This window comes from Pantoea sp. V106_11 (genome assembly GCF_029967885.1).
In the GTDB taxonomy this organism is placed as follows: Bacteria; Pseudomonadota; Gammaproteobacteria; order Enterobacterales; family Enterobacteriaceae; genus Pantoea; species Pantoea ananatis.
This window is the reverse complement of the sequence record NZ_JASCAK010000033.1, coordinates 24,007-46,129: the sequence shown is the minus strand read 5'-3', so window position 1 is coordinate 46,129 and position 22,123 is coordinate 24,007. Positions and strand designations below refer to the sequence as shown.

18 protein-coding genes and 1 pseudogene are annotated in these 22,123 nt (G+C 46.4%); 5 read left to right on the top strand and 14 right to left on the bottom strand.

Annotation, left to right across the window (positions count from 1 at the left end; all coding sequences use genetic code 11):
* Positions 1-162 precede the first annotated feature (162 nt).
* A complete protein-coding gene (locus QLG08_RS17565) occupies positions 163-789 on the top strand; it encodes a LysE family translocator (protein ID WP_105080471.1) in 627 nt (208 codons plus the stop codon).
* Positions 790-936: 147 nt separating this feature from the next.
* Here QLG08_RS17565 and QLG08_RS17560 read toward each other — a convergent pair whose 3' ends face one another.
* The 5 genes from QLG08_RS17560 to hemA all read right to left on the bottom strand — a co-directional run bounded on the left by QLG08_RS17560 (position 937) and on the right by hemA (position 6,890).
* A complete protein-coding gene (locus QLG08_RS17560; RefSeq protein WP_238493245.1) occupies positions 937-2,136 on the bottom strand; it encodes an MFS transporter in 1,200 nt (399 codons plus the stop codon).
* Between the two features lie 66 nt (positions 2,137-2,202).
* Positions 2,203-4,056 carry an asparagine synthase (glutamine-hydrolyzing) gene (gene asnB, locus QLG08_RS17555; RefSeq protein WP_089517624.1) on the bottom strand — a complete coding sequence of 618 codons (1,854 nt, stop codon included), beginning with the start codon at positions 4,054-4,056 and terminating at the stop codon, positions 2,203-2,205.
* Positions 4,057-4,077: 21 nt separating this feature from the next.
* On the bottom strand, positions 4,078-5,157 hold the full coding sequence (locus QLG08_RS17550; RefSeq protein ID WP_089517625.1) for a Gfo/Idh/MocA family oxidoreductase: 1,080 nt from the start codon (positions 5,155-5,157) through the stop codon (positions 4,078-4,080).
* Between the two features lies 1 nt (position 5,158).
* Positions 5,159-5,656 carry a GNAT family N-acetyltransferase gene (locus QLG08_RS17545; protein ID WP_105080470.1) on the bottom strand — a complete coding sequence of 166 codons (498 nt, stop codon included), beginning with the start codon at positions 5,654-5,656 and terminating at the stop codon, positions 5,159-5,161.
* 1 nt (position 5,657) lies between these two features.
* Positions 5,658-6,890 carry a 5-aminolevulinate synthase gene (hemA, locus tag QLG08_RS17540; protein WP_089517627.1) on the bottom strand — a complete coding sequence of 411 codons (1,233 nt, stop codon included), beginning with the start codon at positions 6,888-6,890 and terminating at the stop codon, positions 5,658-5,660.
* A gap of 143 nt (positions 6,891-7,033) precedes the next feature.
* Here hemA and QLG08_RS17535 point away from each other — a divergent pair, with 143 nt between their 5' ends.
* Positions 7,034-7,894, top strand: a complete 861-nt coding sequence (locus QLG08_RS17535) for a helix-turn-helix transcriptional regulator (RefSeq protein ID WP_089517628.1) — start codon at positions 7,034-7,036, stop codon at positions 7,892-7,894.
* A gap of 163 nt (positions 7,895-8,057) precedes the next feature.
* On the opposite strand, the gene QLG08_RS17530 is transcribed toward QLG08_RS17535, so the two are convergent.
* Both QLG08_RS17530 and QLG08_RS17525 read right to left on the bottom strand, forming a co-directional pair.
* On the bottom strand, positions 8,058-9,071 hold the full coding sequence (locus QLG08_RS17530; protein ID WP_282473046.1) for an NAD(P)-dependent alcohol dehydrogenase: 1,014 nt from the start codon (positions 9,069-9,071) through the stop codon (positions 8,058-8,060).
* Positions 9,072-9,526: 455 nt separating this feature from the next.
* Positions 9,527-10,676 (bottom strand): annotated as a pseudogene (locus tag QLG08_RS17525) (IS3 family transposase).
* A 116-nt stretch (positions 10,677-10,792) separates the two neighbouring features.
* Here QLG08_RS17525 and QLG08_RS17520 point away from each other — a divergent pair.
* The 3 genes from QLG08_RS17520 (at position 10,793) to QLG08_RS17510 (ending at position 13,638) form a co-directional block, all read left to right on the top strand.
* Positions 10,793-11,116: a SymE family type I addiction module toxin gene (locus tag QLG08_RS17520; protein WP_126843144.1), complete on the top strand. Its 324-nt coding sequence runs from the start codon at positions 10,793-10,795 to the stop codon at positions 11,114-11,116.
* Between the two features lie 469 nt (positions 11,117-11,585).
* Positions 11,586-12,689 (top strand): hypothetical protein, encoded by a 1,104-nt coding sequence (locus tag QLG08_RS17515; protein ID WP_126843145.1) that lies wholly within the window; start codon positions 11,586-11,588, stop codon positions 12,687-12,689.
* A gap of 139 nt (positions 12,690-12,828) precedes the next feature.
* Positions 12,829-13,638, top strand: coding sequence for an FRG domain-containing protein (locus QLG08_RS17510; RefSeq protein ID WP_126843146.1), 810 nt, complete (start codon positions 12,829-12,831; stop codon positions 13,636-13,638).
* A 543-nt stretch (positions 13,639-14,181) separates the two neighbouring features.
* Here the strand turns inward: QLG08_RS17510 and pntB are convergent.
* The 7 genes from pntB to QLG08_RS17475 all read right to left on the bottom strand — a co-directional run bounded on the left by pntB (position 14,182) and on the right by QLG08_RS17475 (position 22,116).
* A complete protein-coding gene (gene pntB / locus QLG08_RS17505; protein ID WP_089517633.1) occupies positions 14,182-15,570 on the bottom strand; it encodes a Re/Si-specific NAD(P)(+) transhydrogenase subunit beta in 1,389 nt (462 codons plus the stop codon).
* 9 nt (positions 15,571-15,579) lie between these two features.
* Positions 15,580-17,106, bottom strand: a complete 1,527-nt coding sequence (gene pntA / locus QLG08_RS17500) for a Re/Si-specific NAD(P)(+) transhydrogenase subunit alpha (protein WP_105078967.1) — start codon at positions 17,104-17,106, stop codon at positions 15,580-15,582.
* Between the two features lie 85 nt (positions 17,107-17,191).
* A complete protein-coding gene (locus QLG08_RS17495) occupies positions 17,192-18,052 on the bottom strand; it encodes a 3-keto-5-aminohexanoate cleavage protein (protein WP_174261189.1) in 861 nt (286 codons plus the stop codon).
* A gap of 17 nt (positions 18,053-18,069) precedes the next feature.
* Positions 18,070-19,254: an acetyl-CoA C-acetyltransferase gene (locus QLG08_RS17490; RefSeq protein ID WP_024472343.1), complete on the bottom strand. Its 1,185-nt coding sequence runs from the start codon at positions 19,252-19,254 to the stop codon at positions 18,070-18,072.
* Between the two features lie 193 nt (positions 19,255-19,447).
* Complete coding sequence (locus tag QLG08_RS17485; RefSeq protein ID WP_238493246.1) at positions 19,448-20,386, bottom strand: cyclase family protein; 939 nt, start codon at positions 20,384-20,386, stop codon at positions 19,448-19,450.
* Positions 20,387-20,390: 4 nt separating this feature from the next.
* On the bottom strand, positions 20,391-21,317 hold the full coding sequence (locus QLG08_RS17480; RefSeq protein ID WP_238493247.1) for a 3-hydroxyacyl-CoA dehydrogenase NAD-binding domain-containing protein: 927 nt from the start codon (positions 21,315-21,317) through the stop codon (positions 20,391-20,393).
* A gap of 10 nt (positions 21,318-21,327) precedes the next feature.
* Positions 21,328-22,116 (bottom strand): SDR family oxidoreductase, encoded by a 789-nt coding sequence (locus tag QLG08_RS17475; RefSeq protein ID WP_024472346.1) that lies wholly within the window; start codon positions 22,114-22,116, stop codon positions 21,328-21,330.
* Positions 22,117-22,123: the final 7 nt, after the last annotated feature.

The following is a 22,123-nucleotide window of genomic DNA, read 5'->3' as shown; positions in this document are numbered from 1 at the left end:
CGCGTGAACATTCTCATCGTCGAAAGTGCGGGATTCAGTGCTGAACAGCGTTAATCACGTGGGGTCGAGCATTGCTGTGCACGTCCATCCAATACAAGCCGTTATGTATATTTTTTAAAATTATGTTAATACATGCTTATGCTTTCTGTTGGGGTTGGATAGATGTGGGATATGTCTTCATTCTTTGCAGCATTACTGGTTTACAGCATAGGGACGGCATCGCCTGGCCCGGGCAATCTTTCCATTGCCAATGCGGCGATGAACTATGGTCGTAAAGCTGGTCTGGTGCTGGCCACCGGTGTGATTTCAGGTTCGATTTGTTGGGGCCTGTTAACCGCCTTTGGCGTGTCCGCGATTTTGGTTTCTTCCCACGGTTTTATCGTCTGGTTAAAACTGCTCGGCGCGGCTTACCTGCTCTGGCTGGCCTCGAAAGCGTTGCGCAGTGCTTTTCGCCCTGGAGAACTTTCGGCACGACCAGCCCAGGCCCACGCGCGTTTACGCGGCTATTATTTGCAGGGTTTGGGATTGCACCTGACCAATCCCAAAGCCGCGTTAACCTGGTTCACCGTGACCAGCGTGGGCCTGACGAACTCTGCGCCACAGTGGCAGAGCTATGTTCTGGTTGCTACCTGCGCACTGACCGGGGTGATGATATTTAGCCTGTATGCGCTGATTTTTGCTTCGCAAATGGCGGAGACGTATCTCAATCGGGCACGACGCAGTTTCGATCTGATCTGTGCGGGGTTTTATGCGTTGGTGGCGGTGGGGTTTTTGGTGTCGCTAAGGTGAACATTGTTTTCGCTACAGACAATATTCTCTCTGAAAAAAAATTACTGATATTCTTATTTACTCAAGAGATGAATACATCTCCTTTTCTGAGCGAATAAATAATGCCCTAACCCTCCCTACTGTTCAGAGAGGGTCAGGCATTGAAGATCAACTATTTAATTTAACATCGGACAAAAATTCTAGGTGGCGATTTCTTCGGATAATGTATAACTGCAAAATACATCCTAATACTGCCACAGCACCTGCTGCAACTGCCAGCATCCAGACAGGAATTTCGAATAAAAGCATGACCCCGCCAAGCGCTGCACCAATAGCGCTTCCTAAATAAAGTGCAGATTCATTCAAAGCAACAGCTAAATTACCGTCGCCTGCAGTCATTCTGGAACTAATCAATTCGTTATTCTGAGGAACTTGTAAGGCCCAGCCAACAGCGCCCCAAAGCGCAACAGGAACCATAAGTAACCATTGATTCATTCCCGCCAGTAAAGGAAGTGACAGCAATGACAACGCTAATATCAGAAGAATAGCAAATGTCAGCACTGGCCCTTTAACTTTATCAACAACAGGGCCGACAAGAAAACTACCTACCACACCGCCCAAACCCCACACCCATAAATACGAAGTTAAGCTCAAGTCGATTGAAAAGTCAGAAGACTTTACCAGGGGTGCAATAAACGTATACATACCCAGACTCGAAATTGCCGCCAGCAAGGAAACTGTTAATATCGTCACTACATTGGCATCTCTGAGTATTGATAGCTTTTCTCCGAGCGTGCTTTTATGACCTGAGGGCAACGTTGGTAATTTTACTGCCAGGCCAATAAAAGAAATTACACCGAGCAAGCTGATTAACCAGAGCGCAGACTGCCAGCCAAAATGCTGCGCCAACAACAGACTCAATGGAACGCCCAGTACGACACCACTCGCCATGCCTCCCATGATTATCGCAATCGCTTTGCCTTGATTACTAGGGCCGGAAATCGATGCTGACGCTGAGATTCCCATGGCTAAATAAACCCCTGCCCCAATACCTGCTAATGCGCGAAACACCAAAAGCCATGTAAAACTTGTTGCTAATGCACTGCCTGCGTTTGCCAGAAAGAAAAGCATCAACGCAATGAGTAAATTTGATTTCTGCTTTGAGGAAGGCATTATTGCGACAAATATTGGTGAACCTAAGCCATAAGCAAGCGTAAAAGCAGTCACAAGTTGTGCAGCCATACTCACTGAGACAGAAAAAGATGTCTCAATCATAGGTATCAGGCCCGCTGTAACATAAGAAGCCATGCCAAGAGCAAATGCCCCTATCGCGATAAGATAAACGGATGATTGAGCGTTATTTTTCATCAATACTCCTTAAAAAATCCAAAAAAAAATAAAATCCCGTGCCATGAATACACGGGATAGGGTTATTTAAAAGCTCAATTCAACATTATATTCTTTTAACCAAGAGTTTAACCCTACAGCTAATTCCATTCCCATGCGGTCATACATAGGTGAGTTTTCTCCTAACGACAGAGTCAGCTTATCCTTAACACGTCTTTGATCCAGCAATGGTAAGACGGGTGAAGATTTGTCATTAAGTATTTCAGTTACGGAACTGCGAAGCGCCGCTTCATAGGCAGGATCCTGAGTTGACGGATAAGGGCTTTTAACGCGTTGAGAAATTGACTCTGGCACCAGGTCAAGAGTTGCAGCACGAAGAATACTTTTTTCTCTTCCATCAAAAGACTTCATTTCCCAAGGAATGTTAAATGCATACTGGACAAGTCTGTGGTCGCAGAAAGGTACGCGAACTTCTAATCCAACAGCCATACTCATTCGATCTTTACGATCCAATAATGTCTGGACAAATCTGGTCAGATTGACATAACTCATTTGTCGCATTCGTTGATCAATCGCGTTTTCACCAGCCAGTACGGGCGCTTCAGCAATGGCTTGCGAATAACTATCTTTCAGGAACTCATTCATATTCAATTTTGACAACAAAGAATCATTGAATAAGGTTTTCCCATCAAAATATTTACCAGTAACTGAAGTCAGCCAGGGATAAGTTTCTGCTTTAATTGCTTCCGGATCATGAAACCAACGATAGCCACCAAAGACTTCATCAGCCGATTCACCAGAAAGAGCTACTGTTGAATGCTTTCTGATTTCTTCAAATAAACGGTACAGAGAGGGCCACATATCGCCCCAGAAAGCTGGCGGTAAATCAAGCGCTCTGATGATATTTTGGCGTAATTCGGGATCAGCCATCTCTTTACTGTCAAGAATAATTTCACCATGCGAAGATTTGATCATGCGGACCAGATCTTTTACAAAAGGAGCATCAGGAGTGCCACGTACTGCGTCGCTCACAAAACCAGCGCCATGATCTGCGAAATCAAGAGAGAAAGAGCGAATGTTTTCTTTTCCCGCAGCAAGTAATTTTTTAGATGCCAGTGCAGTGATAATTGAAGAGTCAAGTCCTCCTGATAGCAAGCTGCAGAGTGGAACATCTGCGACGACTTGCCTTTCCACAATATCCTCAAGAAGATCGCGGGTATGCTGAATAGTCTGCTTAAGAGAATCAGTATGTTCTTGAGCTTCTAACTGCCAGTAACGATGCTTGCTACTTCCCGAACCTGTAAACTTGATCATTTCACCAGGTAGAACCTCGTACATACCGTCAAAAACGGCTTGCCCTGGGGTCTTGACCATTTCCAGAATTTCTCTTAAACCATCGGATGATACTTTTGAAGGGACCAATGGGTTTGCAAGCAGTGCCTTAGGTTCAGAACCAAATATTACTCCGTCGGCAGTTGGATAATAATAAAGAGGTTTTACTCCCATTCTGTCGCGTATGAGGGTTAAACTCTTCTCATTAATATCCCAGATAGCAAAAGCATAAATTCCGTTCAACTTATCGGCGAAGTCCAAACCCCACTCTAAATAAGATCGAAGAACAACTTCTGTATCACTATTTGAATTAAAAACATGTCCCTTTTGAGACAACTCGGCTCTAAGCTCGCGAAAGTTATAAACTTCGCCGCTGTATGTTATAGCCGCATGAGCACGATTATTACGATGCCCAGCCACCATAGGCTGCAATCCACCTTCTAAATCAATAATCGATAACCGGCGATGTCCTAATCCAACAGGGCCATCAATCCAAATACCTTCAGCATCAGGACCACGTTTAGCCATTGTGTCCGTCATTTTTTGAAGAATATCTTTTGACTCAGCTAAATTTCTTTCCCAAGACAACCATCCGCTAATACCACACATTTTTATCTCCAAATTTAAAAGTTAACCAAGAATTTCCAAATCGGCATCTTTAGGTTGAATAATACGTTCACCGTCACAAATATATTGTGAAATAGGGTATTTATTAAAACCCTCGGCAATTTTGTTTAAACTCCTCTGTAAGTTTATAGAGTCATTTAAACTCGCAAAATCTTGGGAAGGCAAAATACCAGAATTACAGAATAGTAATACGTCGCTACAAAGTGCACTTAACTTATAAATCGTCTCTAATCCTTTTGGAATAGTGTCTTTGTTAGTCTTATAGTCTAGTAAGATTTCCTCTCTACCAAACTTGTCTTTAGTCCAGACTTGTAAGTGGTCGTTATCCCATGCTGGTGTGTCATAAGTTATACGAGCATGTATAATTCTGGAGCATTGATCATGAAAAGAAAAATCAACTGTTCGCTGGCGCACTATGTTTACAAAACTGCTATATCCAGTTATTACAGCACTTCCCGTCGATGCGTTAATGAAAGCACTATCCATTACGGTGTTACCAGATATAGAAAAATCCGAGTTAACACCAGAAACGTCCCTAATTTCCAGTGGAGGGTTGTCAGGCCAGATCCACGAAACTAAGTCCAGAGCATGAATGACTTCACTTATGACTCCACAAGTAGGCCTGTAATCATTAATTCTGTCTTTACCCCAATAAAAATGACCTCTGATAAGCCGACATTCATTCTTAATTAAAAAGTCTTTTAAAACACGTGTTGCAGAAGAATAACGCTCAACAAGGTCTAAGGCAAAACCCTTCAAATTAGTCAATCCATCAATACTTTCAGCAAGAGGATCATATTGAGTCAATAAAGGCTTTTCAGCTATAACAAATCCAGTGTAACCACTGAGTTGTTTAAGAACACTTGCGTGACTTTCATCATTTACAGCTACAATCACTATTCCTGGTTTAAATGACAGTAATGCCTTTTTAAGATCTGCATAATAAGGTATATCCACATCCTTCACAGAGCGACTTACATAAGCAAAATCTACTGCTATATCTTCATGTTTTTTATTTAAATATTGAAATGCACGCCAGTATCTTTTACCGGCATAACCTAAACCAACAATGAGAACTTTCATATTAGTCATATATTAAGTAATAGGATTTTTCATTACATTGCTGAAAACCAAATTTATTGTATAAGGATTCAGCAACAACTGTTGATTGCAGTGATATTTTTTTCACTTCTGCTTCATTAAACCATTTCAATAAAACTTCTAATAATGAAATTGCAATCCCTTTGTTCCTCATTTCTTTTTTTACGACCATAGACTGAACCCAACCGCTGAAGCCATTAATACAGTCTATAGTCGGAGCACGAGAATCTATGACTCCAGTAATGCAACCCACTGCATTTCCACTTAATGAATCTTTTGCAATCAGAATAGCTACTCTACCGTCGTGCTCTATTTTTTTTTCGAGCCAAGATTTGTAAGCAAACTTCCATTTTTTTTGATCCAATTCATTCTTACATCCATAAATGCCATCTGAATTATCCAGTAACTCGCTGCGCAACATGATGAGTGAATCAATATCACTGATCGTTGCCTCTTCTATCACAAACTTGTTATCTGACATTTTAACCAACCTTTAATGGTTCTTCTGTCGGTTGTAGAGGAATTGATAGATATTGAAAAACCTCAACGATTGCTTCAGCAAGTCGAGCAATATGCGTTTCCGTATGTGCAGGCGTCGCATTAATTCTGAAGCGCTCAGTACCTACTGGAACGGATGGATAATTGATAGGCTGAATATAGATACCATGGAACTTCAGCAATCTTTCGGCGGCAGCTTTACACTTTTCTGCATTGCCAATCAATACAGGTAAAATATGCGTCTCGGAACAAGCCATTATTGGTATTCCAGCTTTCGAAAATGCGTCCCTCAGTGACTGAGTATTCGCATGAAGTTTTTCTCTTAATATGTCATTTTCCTTTATGAACTTTATACTTGCCAAGCTTCCCGCTGCAATACAAGGTGGTAACGATGTGGTGAAAATGAAACCTGTAGCGAATGATCTTATGGCATCGATCATTAAAGTACTTGCTGTGATATAGCCGCCAATAATACCAATAGCTTTCGCCATAGTGCCTTGAATGATATCGACTTGATCACTCACACCTAAATCTTCTGCGATGCCAGCACCTTTAGAGCCATACATACCAATTGCATGTACCTCATCCAGGAACGTCATGGCGTTATATTTTTTCGCAAGCGCAACTATTTCTTTTACAGGGGCAATATCACCGTCCATTGAATACACAGACTCAAAGATGACTAACTTTGGCTTCGCTTGTTCAAATTTACTTAAGATGTTTTCGAGATCTTCGATATCATTATGCTTAAATATCACACGTTCATTTTTAGTAGCCCTGATTCCATTTACGATTGATGCATGATTTAGTTCATCACTAATCACGACTAAATCAGGAAAAAGTCTCAGAAGGCATTGCAATGTGGCATCATTTGAGCCGAATCCCGTCGGAAATACTAAAGCAGCTTCCTTTTTATGCCAGTGTGCAAGTTCTTTTTCAAGGTGCTGATAAATCTCATGAGAACCTCCAATATTCCTTGATCCACCGGATCCCGCTCCATGGCTATCTATAGCAGCATGCATTGCCTGTCGCACAACAATGTTTTCTGACATTCCCAGATAATCATTGCTGCACCATACAATAACTTTTCTTTCATTGTCGGTGCTTAAAGTTGCAACAGGATATTCACCACATCTACGATTGAGATAAGTAAATGTTCTATATTGCCCACTTGACTTAAGGTTTATTAACTTCTCTTGCAATTTATCTTGATACATGAATGCTTCCCTTCATTGATATATTCTTTCAAGTGACTGTTTTTAATGAATTAAAAACAAACACTCAACTTGAGACATCCATTCTCATACATAAGATTAAGTGATACAATCTAATCGATTATGCTATTACTAAAGGTATCATCGTGAAAAAAACCAGCACTCCACCTCGCACTCGCCCTAAACTCGAAGAGTTTCTACGTTCCAAAAGAGCCACAATATCTCCTGAGGAGGTTGGGTTGACTGCGTCATCGAGACGTCGTACACCGGGATTGCGCCGTGAAGAGATCGCTGCTTTGGCTGGTGTGGGTGTCGTTTGGTATACCTGGCTGGAGCAGGGAAGAGATATAAGTGTTTCCACGTCATTTTTAGACAATTTATCTAAGGTCTTAAAGCTTGATAGTACAGAAAGGAATTATTTATATCTTTTAGCTCAGCAGAGACTACCTGCAGAATTAGGAAAAACCTCAAGCACTGTGCCACCTCTGATATTAAGGTTATTGAAGGATTTGAGTTACAGACCTACTTATGTTCTTAATTTGCGCTGGGACATTCTTGCCTGGAATAAAGCTGCAGAAGCATTATTCAATTTTAGCTCTCATGCCGAGCAAGACAGGAATTTTCTTTGGCTACTTTTTAACGATGAACTTTACAGAAAATTGATGCAACCATTTGATGATCAACTTGTGCAAATGGTAAATAGTTTTCGAAGAGACTATGCGAAGTCTCCATATGATCATGAAATTAATGCACTTATCGAACGCCTTAATGAAAGCTCACTACTTTTTAGAGAGCTTTGGCAATCACATGATATTTATGGACCATGCAGTGGAATCAGAGATTTTTATATAAAAGATATTGGGCCTGCAAAATTTGATCATTATTCCCTAATTGTTGATGATCAGAAAAATATTCGTATGGTTTACTACGCTGTGCAAGATGCGAATATTGATGATAAATTTAACAACTGGATTAATCGCCGCTGTAAAACACAAATATTCGCCTGATGCTATGAGTCGTGAAATTGTTAGCTAAAAATACGGTTATCTTTAGCTAACAGTTCCTTCATTCTCTTTGACTAATGCAAAAAAAATAAAAAACTCTTTAATACACTTTTTTAAATAAATCCATTTAATGGTTGTAGTCACCTTTTTAGGTGGTTTTTTAAACCTAATCTATTTTAATGACCACTTTACCAATATGTTTTTTCTGTTTTATAATGATCCATGCTGCCTTAGTTTCTTCAAAACGAAAGACTTCACTAATTACAGGCTTTATTTTGCCAAACGAGATAGCTTTATTCATAGATTCGAAATCCTCTCTGGAACCCACACTTAAAGGTATTAGTTTAGCACCACTTGAATAAATAGTCATATAATCGATTTTGTAATCGCTTCCCGCTACAAAGCCTAGCATAATTATTTCACCGCCTGGTGAACAGCTTTTTAATGAGTTGTTAATTGTTCCTGGTCCACCCACTTCGATAATACGGTCAACACCTTTTCCATTAGTTAGCTCTTTCACCTGATTATGCCATTCTGGGTGCTCTTTGTAATTTATAATATGATTAGCATTTAGCTTTCTCAGCATTGCTTCTTTCTCTGGAGTTGATGTCAGCGCGATCACTTTCAATCCGAGTAATTTGGCAAATTGCAGACAAAATAATGAAACCCCTCCTGTTCCTTGTATCAATACTGTTTCACCGGCTTTCAAAGCGCGTGGTTGCAAAAGGCTATTCCACGCTGTAACAGCTGCACAGGGTAACGTTGAGGCTTCTTCATAGCTAAGATGAGAAGGAATACGTACAAGAGCTTCTTCACTAATGACTTTGTACTGAGTTAACCACCCATCTGATTCAAGACCCCAAGCTCCTCGAGCAGTTTGCTCACTAAGTTCGCCTCCCAACCAATTAGGGAAAAAGATCCCTGCCACTCGATCCCCTTTAACAAATCTCGTAACATCTTTACCTATCTCTACTATCTCACCAGCACCATCAGAGCAAGGAATTAATTCCTTTAAAGGGGATAATGTGCCTGTACCTAATAACATAGATATATCTCTATGATTTAAGCTACATGCTTTAATCTTGATAAGAACTTCTTTTTTGCCTGGTTGAGGTGTACATTCCTCCACCATTTCTAAAAAATCAATGTCACCAAATTCTTTTACGCGAAAGCTCTTCATTTCTACATCCTCATCATCCCTATTTAAATCTAATATAGTTCATGAAAATTAAATCCCACTATAATTTATGAAAAAAACACTACCTGCTAATGTCAAAGGCAAGATGTAGTTACCCACTGAGAGATAAACGTGGCTCTAGTTTTTTATGTTATTCGCTGATATTTTTCCAACACAGACCGCATTGAAAATTAAACTTTATTTGGAAACTCATGACACAAGCATTCATTATAACTACCTGTAAAACCGCCTTTATTTTAGTGTGGAATATTAGAACTTAATCACGCTAAAATTTCCTAATAGTGAGTACCTCAAAGATTTTATTTTTGCCCGTATTTCCTCACTATCCCTTCTTCCACAAAACACTGCTCCAGCGCCGTAATTACCGCCCTGATGCGTGCGACTTTTTGCAAATCCGGATGGAGCACTGATCCTACCCACGTAATGTGGACACAGGCCTAAGCGAGGTTTTCGTTTTCAAATTGTTCCGGGCTGAGACCGCCACAGGCACTGTGACGACGCCACCGATTGTAATCACACTCAATATAATTAAAAACCGTCGTCCGCATTATTTCCCGGCTGATAAAGCGTTCCCCGTGGATACACTCCACTTTTAGTGAATGAAAGAAGCTTTCCGACACGCATTATCGTAGCAGCAACCTTTTGCGCTCATACTGCCGTGCAGGCTATGCCGCTTCAGCAATGCCTGATAATCCGCTGAGCAGTACTGGCCACCACGGTCAGTATGAACGATAACGCTTTTCGGGCGTTTACGCCGCCAGAGCGCCATCCGTAAGGCATCGCAGGCCAGTTTCGCCGTCATTCCTGAGGACATCGACCAGCCGATAACTGTGCGAGACCACAGGTCAATCACCACCGCCAGATACAGCCAGCCTTCATCCGTATGAAGGTACGTGATGTCACCTGCCCACTTCTGGTTCGGACCACTGGCGTACTAATCCTGTTTCAGCAGGTTCTCTGACACAGGCAGACTGTGCTCACGGTAACTGACCGGCCTGAACTTCCGGCTGGCTTTCGCCCGCAGTCCCTGACGGCGCAGGCTGGCAGCGATGGTTTTGATATTATATTCAGGCAGTTCGTCGGCGAGACGAGGCGCACCATAACGCTGCTTTGCCTCAGTAAATGCCTGACTGACAGCAGTATCACAGACGAGCCGGAACTGCTGGCGTGGGCCGGGTTGATGGCGACGTTAGAGCCACGCATACCAGCCGCTTTGGGCAATCCGGAGGACGCGACACATGGCTTTGACGCTGAAATCAGCCTGATGATTTTCGATGAAGTCATACTTCATTTCAGGCGCTTCGCGAAGTATGTCGCGGCCTTTTGGAGAATGGCCCGCTCCTCTGCCTGCTCAGCCAGTTGGCGTTTGAGGCGGGTATTTTCAGCAGCCAGTTCGTTCTCCCGTTCTGAGGATGTCATTTGCTGCTGTTGTCTACTGCGCCAGTTGTAGAGCTGCGATTCATACAGGCTGAGTTCGCGAGCGGCGGCAGCGACACCAATACGCTCAGCCAGTTTCAGCGCCTCATCGCGGAATTCGGGTGTGTACTGTTTACGGGCCGTTTTGCTGGTTGATGCTGGTTTTGTCACGAGTAATCAACTCTGGTTGAGAGTTTACTCACTTCGTCGCGTGTCCACTAATGGTGGGTAGGATCAACACATCCTCATCGCTGATCACAATTACTATTGATAAAGGAATAGTAATCATGATTGCTATCAATTGTATTTCAGGCCACCACGAAGCTAAAGAGACAAACTACACACAGCGCTATGCGACCGTGGGTTATGTGACCCGCACTCCAGATTACCGCCGCATTCCGGCGATTACGCTTAAAGGCTGTTGGTTGAAAACAGCGGGCTTCCCCATTGGGGTGCAACTGGATGTGAAAGTGACCTGGGGGCGGATCATTATCAGCTTTAAGCCCAGGGACGTGATCAACGGGACGCGGGTGAGATCGATTGAGGAACTGGCGTCACTGCCTGTGCATATGAGAAAACGGGTGATGAAGGCGATTGGGTTGACTGACTGATAAGGGTTGATGGGCTTGCCCCTGCGAAGGTGGGGGCGAGTGGGGTTTTAGGTTCATTTTCAATTTGTGAGAAAACAAGTCGTATATTGTTGAATTAATTCCGTAGGAATTTATTAACAAAATCATTGTGCACGCCCTACTTAATCAACATCTTATTTTTAACACCCTTTATTTTCAAATAAATTTCATCAGGAACCGTAGAGTTACCTCAACCTTTTGCATCAGATCTACCCACCGACCAGACTAACAGGAAGCATAAAAACGCGTAAGGTAGCCACAATCAATATAAAAAACCACGAAATTAGATTACTAAAAAATAAATCAGCCACCCATCATTTTTCATTACCAATGATATAGCCAAGTCTCTAAAAAAATCATACCATAACATAAACTAAACAAAGGGTTGACTCATGTTTATATAAAAACCCCAAAAAGACAAACAGAGCTGATTACTTAAAGGACTAAAGCCATGATGAAAAAAAACAGCTTAAATACAATTAGAAAGTTTAAGTTTAATAAAAAAAAGAACAAAAAATACAGTCTTGATGAAACATTGAACCTGTCAACAAAAGCAGTTACAATCATTCCTTTCTTGCTTATTTGTTTTGGTTCGGCTCAGCTATTTACTTTTTCCATCTCGCATGGCATTTCCTTTACAGACTTACTTAAAGTCAGCATGTTGATGTCATTTGGAGCAATGTATTTAGTTATGATTATCTCCTTAATCCTCATCGCTTCATCAGTAACATTACTCAGCCATTCCCTTAACAGGATCGTTAATAAAGAACTTATAGGGAAATCAAAATTCGATTTTTTAAAAACGCATCCTAAAATTTCATTATCTTTTATCAGTTTAATGCTTGGCAGTTGGCCTTTTGTCTTTCTAATTTATCCCGACAGTAAAAATTTATGGGTAAATTTCCTCTACTATTTATTATCTTTAGCAGTAATATTAGTTTTCTATCATAACTGCTTAACAACATCATTTATTGGCAGCAGCAATTTACCTAAAAATAACCTAATTAGTAGAATAAAAGTAGCAGCATTAGCATTAATACCATTATTTTCCATGTATGCCGTACTGTTTTTTTATTTGACATTTGATGTCCTCATCAAAAAAAACAGTATATCTGACTATATGGGTATTATTTATCTTTCATTAGTATTAACTATAGTTAACTTCCTGTCATTATATCTCCCAACAATTGAGAAGAGAAAAGAGGCAATTCCGACAACAACTTTTATGTTAACTTCCATGTCGTTTCTTTTCTTATTAATGCCAGGTGAAATTTCTGACTATCCAGTTAATAAGTTAATCAGAAGTGTCGGGCTTGGGTTAGAGCATCGTTGCTATTTAAAAAAAGAAATAGATAAAACCTCAATCCCAAAAGCGTTAAAACGTGAAGAAGGCAATATTGTCGAGCTTTCAGTTGTAATAAACATTGATAATATTTATTACTTATCCTACCTCGACGATGATGACTTTAAATCCAGCCTTAGGTTTGTTGCTGCAGATCTGACCCGAGTGGGCTGCCCAAGAGATTTGACGCCATTGGGTGCAAACCAAATTTAATTCTATGTATTTCTTACGTCACTTTGACTGGCTCTTTGTTGATTAAGACACCGCGATGCAAGTGATGTTTTCATCGGCAATATGATGGTAACCGCATGAAGAAGCTTTTTTCGATGAACCACTCAACACGGAGGGCTGAATGAAACTCGCTGAGACAGAATTATTCGGAGTCGTTGTAGTACCAGAGGACTTTAGTGAAATATTAAATCTAGCAACTTTAGATATAGATAATGACCGAAACATTTATATGTGGCGAGGACAAGGTGATATTTCGTGGCCAATACATAGCTCGGCATATAGACGTCTGATGAAAGACAGAAGCTATCCACTTGGAGAGCATGTAATGCGAGACTACGAGCGAGAGCTATTACTCAATGCTCAACATCAAGGATACCATTTCGAAAATGGCAGAACATTAAGTGATTTTGAGTTGCTTGCAAAGCTTCAGCACCATGGTGCAGCAACACGATTGATTGATGTATCAAGAAATATTCTTGTTGCCTTATGGTTTACCTGTGATTCAATGCACGATAAAACTGGCCTTGTATTTGGATTACATTATTCAGCAATAAATGGATTTGAAGGACGGCCTGACCCCCGCTCTTATAATCAGGCATTCGCACGAGAAAGCGACTTATCGACGGATGAAGATGATTTTAATGATGGTCCAAAATTATGGCAACCTCCTGTTGTAACAAAAAGGATTGCTGCTCAGAGTGCACAATTTCTATATAGCCGGGTAAGTTACGATACATCAGGAAGCCTGAGCTTCAGGAAAGATGAAAACCTGGTCAGAATAATCGCTATAACGCCGGAAATGAAAAAAAAATGTCTAAAAATACTGGAAAATACCTTTGATATTAGGAGGTTGACATTGTTTCCTGACATTGATGGCTTTTGTTTTTCCAACAGTGTAAATTTTGGAAGTCACAGCAATGAAAGATGGTGAATATTCTAATCAGCAATCTACGAAAGACCGTGGCAGTGGGTGATTAATTTTTATTTAAATAATCATTTAAGATAAAAACCTGTTTAGATCATTTCCTTACACTTACACTGAATGGACACTACTGGTATTGCTGTAGAGGACACTATTAAGGACATTCCATTTTATCTTAATTTCGAACAACATAGCCCAGAAGTTATTGAGTTGCCATTGCGGTCTATTCGCAAAGGGGAACAGGTCACTAAAACAATTCACGCGATATTTTTATTAGACTTAATTTAATCTCGGCGCTCTCAGCTCATAATCTGAAAAGCAGAAGCCCACCCTATCCGTTATTATATTGAACGGCTGCCACATTGACGTTTATTACTGCGGGGTGAGCTTCTTATTTTTACGATTTTTTACGAGGCGTCAGATCACTGTCAGCGCCGGACGTACAGTGTTGAGACTCAATGTCATCCCCTGATTCTGATTCGAACAAAATTCAGGAGGCGATGGACTTTTCCATCACCCTCTGCAATGCATCCAGTACGGCTAATCAATTAATTAGAGCTGAGCAAGTATCGCCTCTACGCTCGCTTTTGCATCACCAAACAGCATGGCGGTGTTTTCTTTGAAGAACAGCGGGTTCTGTACCCCTGCGTAACCCGTATTCATCGAACGTTTGAACACCACCACCTGCTGTGCTTTCCATACCTCCAGTACCGGCATACCCGCGATGGGGCTGCCGGGATCTTCCTGCGCGGCCGGGTTGACGGTGTCGTTGGCGCCGATGACAAGCACCACGTCGGTATCACTGAAGTCGTCATTAATCTCTTCCATCTCCAGCACGATATCGTAGGAGACTTTTGCTTCCGCCAGCAGCACGTTCATATGTCCCGGTAAACGCCCGGCTACTGGATGGATACCGAATCGTACCTGTACGCCTAGCGCAATCAGCCGGCTGGTCAATTCCTGTACCGGATACTGCGCCTGGGCTACCGCCAGGCCGTAGCCGGGAGTAATAATGACTGAACGGGCGTATTTCAGCGCTTCCGCTACCTCCGCAGCGCTGCATTCGCGATGTTCGCCCTGCGGGGCGCTAGCGTCAGATGCCGTACCCTCGCTGCCAAAGCCGCCGGCGATGACGCTGATAAACGCGCGATTCATGGCCTTACACATAATATAAGAAAGGATGGCCCCGGAAGAGCCAACCAGCGCGCCGGTCACGATTAGCAGGTCGTTACTGAGCATAAAACCTGCCGCCGCCGCTGCCCAGCCGGAATAGGAGTTGAGCATTGAGACCACCACCGGCATATCTGCACCGCCGATTGAAGCAACAAGATGCCAGCCAAACGCCAGCGCAATTAGCGTCATCACACTTAATGCCAGACTCTGCCACAACAGGCTATCGCTGCGCACGAATACCATCATTAAGGCCAAAGAGGCCAGCAGAGCCGCAAGGTTCATAACGTGGCGGCCAGGCAACATCAGCGGTTTTGATGCGAAAATTCCGCGTAGCTTACCGAACGCCACCACTGAACCGGTAAAGGTGATGGCTCCGATGAAGATCCCCAGAAAGACCTCTACAAGGTGAATAGCCGTCATGGCCGTATCGTCGAGCGGCGCGTGGCCAAGGTAGCTATTGATCCCAACCAGTACCGCCGCCAGGCCGACAAAGCTGTGCAGAATCGCCACCAGCTCCGGCATTTCGGTCATTTCAACCCGCTGCGCGAGAAAGATACCGATGCCGCCCCCAGCCATCATCGCGACCAGTATCCATGCAAGATTGGCCGCCTGGGGGCCGAGGATGGTCGCCGCCAGCGCAATCGTCATCCCGGCGATGCCGAAAACGATCCCTGCTCGCGACGTTTCGTGCTTCGATAAGCCAGCCAGGCTAAAAATAAACAACAGCGCGGCAATAATGTAAGCCGCAGTAACAAGACCTTCAGACATAACGACTCCTTAGTTTCTGCGGAACATTTTCAGCATGCGACGAGTGACGTAAAAACCGCCGAAAATATTAATACTGGCGATAAAAACGGCGACGATCGCCAGGGCAAAGATCCAGCCTCCCTGGCTGATTTGCAGGACCGCACCGACAATGATGATCCCTGAAACCGCATTGGTGACCGACATCAACGGCGTGTGCAGGGCGTGATTGACGTTCCACACCACGTAATAGCCCACCACGCAGGAGAGAGCGAAGACGGTAAAATGGGCAAGAAAGTCCGCCGGTGCGCAATGCGCAAGCCAGCCAAAGAGCACAATAACCAGCGCCAGAAAAAGGTATGGACGCCACGGTGAAGCGGGCGCGCTTTTCACCTGCTCGGTTGGTACGGGCTTAGGCTGCTGCGGCTGGGCCGAAACCTGAATCGGCGGCGCGGGCCAGGTGATTTCACCCTCGCGAACCACGGTAACGCCACGGATAACGACATCATCAAAATCGATGACGATATTGCCGTCTTTTTCTTTACACAAAAGCTTCAGCAGATTGACCAGATTGGTGCCGTAAAGCTGGGATGACTGGGCCGCCAGCCGGGCTGGCAGGTCGGTATAGCCGATGATCTTTACGCCATCATCGCTGGTGATGCATTTGCCCTGTACCGTCAGCTCACAGTTGCCGCCGGTCTGGGCCGCCAGGTCGACGATAACGCTGCCGGGTTTCATGCTGGCGACCATCTCGCGGGTAATGAGCCGCGGCGCAGGCTTCCCGGGAATGAGCGCGGTAGTGATAATAATATCGACTTCTCTGGCCTGAGCGGCGAACAGCGCCATTTCCGCCTCAATAAACTCGGCAGACATCTGGCGGGCATAGCCATCTCCGCTGCCGCTCTGTTCATCAACATTGAGTTCCAGAAACTCCGCGCCCATGCTTTGGATCTGCTCTTTGACTTCCGGGCGGGTGTCGAAGGCGCGCACGATGGCGCCGAGGCTGCTGGCAGCGCCAATTGCCGCCAGCCCGGCAACACCTGCGCCAATCACCAGCACTTTCGCCGGGGGAACTTTACCGGCCGCGGTGATCTGTCCGGTAAAGAAACGACCAAAATGGTGGGCGGCTTCCACCACCGCCCTGTATCCGGCGATATTAGCCATTGAGCTTAAGGCGTCCAGCGACTGGGCGCGAGAAATGCGCGGCACAGCATCCATTGCCATGACCGTCACGCCGCGGGCGGCGAGTTTCGTCATTAGCTCGGGGTTCTGTGCAGGCCAGATGAAGCTGATTAACGTGCTGCCCGGCTGCAAAAGAGGAATTTCATCCTCAAGAGGCGCATTCACTTTCAGGATAACATCGCTCTGCCAGACCTCATCCTGCGAACAAAGCGTTGCACCTGCGGTCTGCCATGCATCATCAGTAATATTTGCCGCTGCACCCGCGCCGTGGGCGATGGAGACCGTAAAGCCCAGCTTCAGCAGCTGTTCAACGGTAGCGGGCGTGGCGGCGACCCGCGTCTCACCCGCCAGCTGTTCCTGGGGAATCGAAATGTTCATATAAGGGTTCTCGTTCAGATAGAGATCGAAAGCGATCGCCTGCACATCAAGAGAGGCGATCGGCCTTTGGTAAGCAGGATCGCAATCAGGCGCTAACCGGCTGCTGGCGTATCAGGCCAAGCATGGCGCGGGTTTCATCCGGCGTGGCGATGGTTTTATCCACTTCTGCAGCCAGCCGCTTAACGCGCTCAACGAACCAGGTATTGGACTGCGCCAGTTCACCTTTGCGATAGAGAATGTTGTCTTCCATGCCAACCCGAACGTTGCCCCCCAGCGCCAGCGCGGCGAGAACAACCGGCAGATGACCGCGACCAATGCCCAGAGCCGACCAGGTGAAATTATCGCCCAGATGCTGTTTGCAGGTATCGAGCAAGAACATCAGGTTACGCACTTCCGCCGTCATTCCACCCGGCGCACCGAGGACAAACTGAAAGTGTGGATTCCCCTCGATCAGTCCTTTCTTCATGTAGTACAGGACGTTGTAAATCATCCCGGCGTCGAAGATTTCAAACTCCGGCTTCACCTGGCACTCGTTCATGCTGACAGCGAGTTTCTCCAGAAAGCGCGGGCTATTTTCGAATATGGTTGAGTGGGCCCAGTTCATGGTTCCGGCATCGAAAGAGGCCATTTCGGGCCGCAATAACTGGAATGGCTTCATGCGAATGTCGTCACTTAGTCCAAGTCCGCCGGAGGTCGTCAGATTAATGACGATATCGCAGCGCGCCCTTACCAGGCGCACGGTCTCGGCGAATTGATCGAAATCCATCGACGCCTGACTTTCCTCATCACGCACATGAATGTGGGCAATGGAGGCTCCAGCCTCGCAGCAGCGGACAATTTCATCAGCCTGGTCCTTCGGGGTAAGCGGAATATACGGGGTATCGCTTTTCTGCGGCCAGGCCCCGGTACAGGCGACGGTCAGGATAACGCGGTTTTCTACGGACATAATTAACTCCTTGATCCTTATTCTTTTTCAACCACCATGGCTAATCCCATGCCGCCGCCAATGCACAGCGTAGCGAGACCGTAACGAGCGTGGCGACGCTGCATTTCATGAACCAGCGAGACCAGAATGCGTGCGCCGGAAGCGCCGATCGGGTGACCGAGGGCAATTGCGCCGCCGTTGACGTTGGTTTTTTGTGGGTCCAACCCCAGCCCTTTCATGACGCTCAGGCACTGGGAGGCGAAAGCCTCGTTGGCCTCGATGACGTCGAGGTCACTCACCTGTAAACCCGCGCGGGATAGGGCCCTGCGCGTTGCGGGTACTGGACCGTAGCCCATAATGTTGGGATCGACGCCGCCGCTGCCCCAGGCGCGGATCGTTGCCAGCGGCTGAAGCTGGAGGGCGGCGGCTTTTTCACGGCTCATCAGTACTAGCGCGGCGGCGCCGTCATTAATGCCAGAAGCGTTCCCTGCTGTGACCACACCATCAGGCCGGAAAGCGGGACGTAGCCGGGCGAGGGTTTCACGCGTGGTGCCGTGGCGGGGGAATTCATCGGCTTTGACGTAACGCTCTTCTTTACGCGTGACGATTTTTATCGGCACAATTTCATTGTCGAAACGACCGTTTTTCTGCGCCCATTCAGTGCGCTGCTGGCTTTCCGCCGCATAGGCGTCCAGCGCTTCCCGGGTGAGCTGATATTTTTGTGCCAGGTTTTCAGCGGTGATCCCCATATGCTCGCCGGAGAAAGCGTCGGTCAGACCGTCGCTAATCAGGCTGTCAATCAGCGCGCTGTCTCCCATGCGCTTTCCCCAGCGGGCCGCGGCGGATAAGTACATGGCGTTGCTCATGCTTTCCGTCCCGCCGGCCACCACGATGTCCGCATCGCCCAACGCGATGGCCTGCGCACCGAGAATGGTCGCCTTGAGCCCGGAACCGCATACTTTGCTGACGTTAAAGGCGCTTTTTTCTACCGGGATCCCGGCGGCGATAGCGACCTGACGAGCGACGTTCTGACCCAGCCCGGCCCCCAGTACGTTGCCCATGATGACTTCGTCAACATCGTCCGGTTTGATAGCGGCGCGGGCAATAGCGGCGGTGATTGCATATTCACCAAGCTGGATAGCTGAGAGATCCTTGAGCGCGCCGCCAAAGCAGCCGATGGGCGTACGGGCGGCGCTGACAATGACAACATCTTTTGTACTCATGTGGTTGCTCCTCCGATGCAGAGCGGCATTGATATTTAATAATGTAGAAATATCGCTATAAGATTATTTTGGCGTAAAAGTGTTATGCGCCCGGAATGAATTAAACTATTATTTCGGGCACAGATTAGCTTTCGCTAAATAGCAAATGAGTCAGCTACGTTACTTATTAAAAATTAATTCAGGAGGAATTCTATTAAATGCAACCTCCGTAGCTATAGGTTCTTTCCGGCACATTATTCATATCATCTTCATCAATTTCCGCCACGCAGCGCACCATCGAGCCATCGCCTAAATACCAGCGCAGCGGGAAACAGAAGAAACGAAAACGCTTGCCGGAAACTTTATCCAGATTGCCGCCGAGGTTTTCAACGCCGACAATACCGTGGCCGAGCATCTGCTTATGGCAGGGTTCCCAGGTGCCCCAACAGCCAATAGCCTCCAGATCGCCGAACTTTTCATCATAGGCGGACTGGCCGTGAAGTTTGATATACAGCTCTTTATCAAATTCGGCATAGGCTTCTTCACCGAACTGTTGAATATATTCTTCGGTCAGTGGGCGTCCGGATGCGCCGAGTAAATTCATACGTGTGGCACCGTTATTCCCCATCGCAGTATGTAGCGGGTGATCTAATGCCTGCATATCCATGGCGACGCATTTAACTTTATTTTTGACAAACCATTTCCCGGCTTCCACGCCAGTCCCGCAGGAGTAGTGATAATACTCTTTTGAGTCATCAAATTTACGGTGCATCCCGGTATTCAGGCATACCACCATTCCGGCTAACGCTTCCGGTTTGATATTCGCACGGAGACAGGCATCTTCCAGATGATGTGGCTGAATTAATTCCCAGCGTCCGACGTTAATTTCCAGGCATATCGCCTCGCCGGTATAAGCATCGACCGGCATTTCATGCGTATAGCGCGCTCTTTTACCGTCGAACTCTGTTTCCATCACATGACGCGGGGCATCGCAGTGGGTGCCGGTGTGCATGGTGCAGGAAATACGCTGGGTTAACACGCCGCCTTTTGCCATGGTATGCGCACTGTCGATCAGCGGCTTATCGAAGTAGGGCCAGCGCGGAGTGTCGGCGCTAAATGGATGCGTTAAATCGACAAAAACTTTCTTACCCATAGTGTTACTCCTCAGATTGCTGAGTGACGCGCTGCAGATAGTTCAGGAGGCGCTCACGGCTTTCGTTAATCGATGCGTCGTTCCAGGTCTGAAATCCGCTACCGGATTTGAAGCCCAGCTTGCCTTCGCTCACCAGCTGACGCAGCAGCGGCGAAGGAGTTGTCGCGTTATTCAGATGCGGGAAAATATATTCATGAATCGCCAGGGTCAGGTCCGTCCCCACCATATCGGCGTTTTCCAGCGGGCCGAGGGTCGGCAGCCGGATACCAAAGCCGTAGCGGATGCCTTCGTCCACGGTGCGCGCGTCAGCGATGCCCTGCTCCACAAGGTAAATCGCTTCACGCCACAGGGCGTGCTGGAGGCGGTTTACCAGGAAACCGGGTACATCTTTATTCACCCGCACCGGGCGTTTCCCAGCCCAGGCGAGGATGTCGAATGTGCGTTCGAATAGCACATCGTCGGTCCAGCGCGTGCGAATAACTTCCACCAGCGGGATCAGAAAGGCCGGATTCCAGAAATGGGTGCCCAGTACGCGCTGTTTGTGGGTCACGTCGCGGGCGATCTCACTGATGCTGATGACCGACGTATTGGAGGCGAGAATAGTTTCTGGTGGACAAAGCGTGTCCAGCTCGCAAAACAGCCGCTGCTTAAGGGCCAGCTGTTCAGGTACGCATTCAAAGACGATTTGCGCCCCCTTAACGCTCTCCGCCAGCCGGTCGCAAAAAACGACGCGGCTGACAACTTCTTCGATGGTGGCCTCGTCCGCCTGCATACGCTGCAGATTGCTGCGAATGGTGTCCGGTGCGGTCCAGGCACCCGCGTCGATATCATAAATCGTGACTTCCACACCGCGGGCGGCAAAGATCTGCGCGATACCGCTGCCCATCAGGCCGCCGCCGAGAACCGTGATGCGTGTGACAGGATTGTTCATCACCCTCTCCTTAGCCCGCCGTACAGCCGCCATCGATGTAAATGACCTGGCCGGTGATAAAATTTGCGGCAGGTGAGCAGAGGTATACGACAGTGCCGACCATATCTTCCACAACGGCAGCCCGGCCCATCGGGATGCGATCGAGGAAGATCTTTTTCAGCTTTTCGTCTTCCAATACTTCCTGGGTCAGCGGCGTCCAGAAAATGGTCGGTGCGACGGCGTTAACGTTGATGCTGTATTTCGCCCATTCGGTAGCCAGCTGTTTGGTTAACAGATTGATTGCCCCTTTCGATGTGCCGTAAGCCGCGTAGCCGCCGGGGTGTCCGGCAAAGGCGCGCACCGATGAGGTATTGACGATTTTCCCGAATCCCTGCTGGATAAACAGTTGGCCAAATACTTTGCAGGGAATAAAGGTACCAGTGATGTTGACGTCCATTACTTTGCGGAAATCATTAACGTCAAAGGCCTCCGCTGGATGCCGGATAGCAATGCCGGCAATATTGATCAGAAAGTCGACTTTTCCCCAGACTGCGACCACTTGATCGGCCAGGGCTTTAACCGCCACTTCGTCGGTCATGTCGCCAGCGATAGCGAGGGCCTCGCCGCCCGCTTCCTGCACCTGCTGAACGGTTTTTTCCAGGGTGGCGATGGTACGGCCGGTTACCGCGACTTTAACGCCGTAGTTCGCCAGGCCGCGGGCGACACCTTCACCGAGCGCGCCTGCACCGCCGGTGATAACCGCAACTTTGCCTTCAAGGTTGAACAGCGCTTTGACTTTGTTATCCCATGTTGTGTCCATAATGATC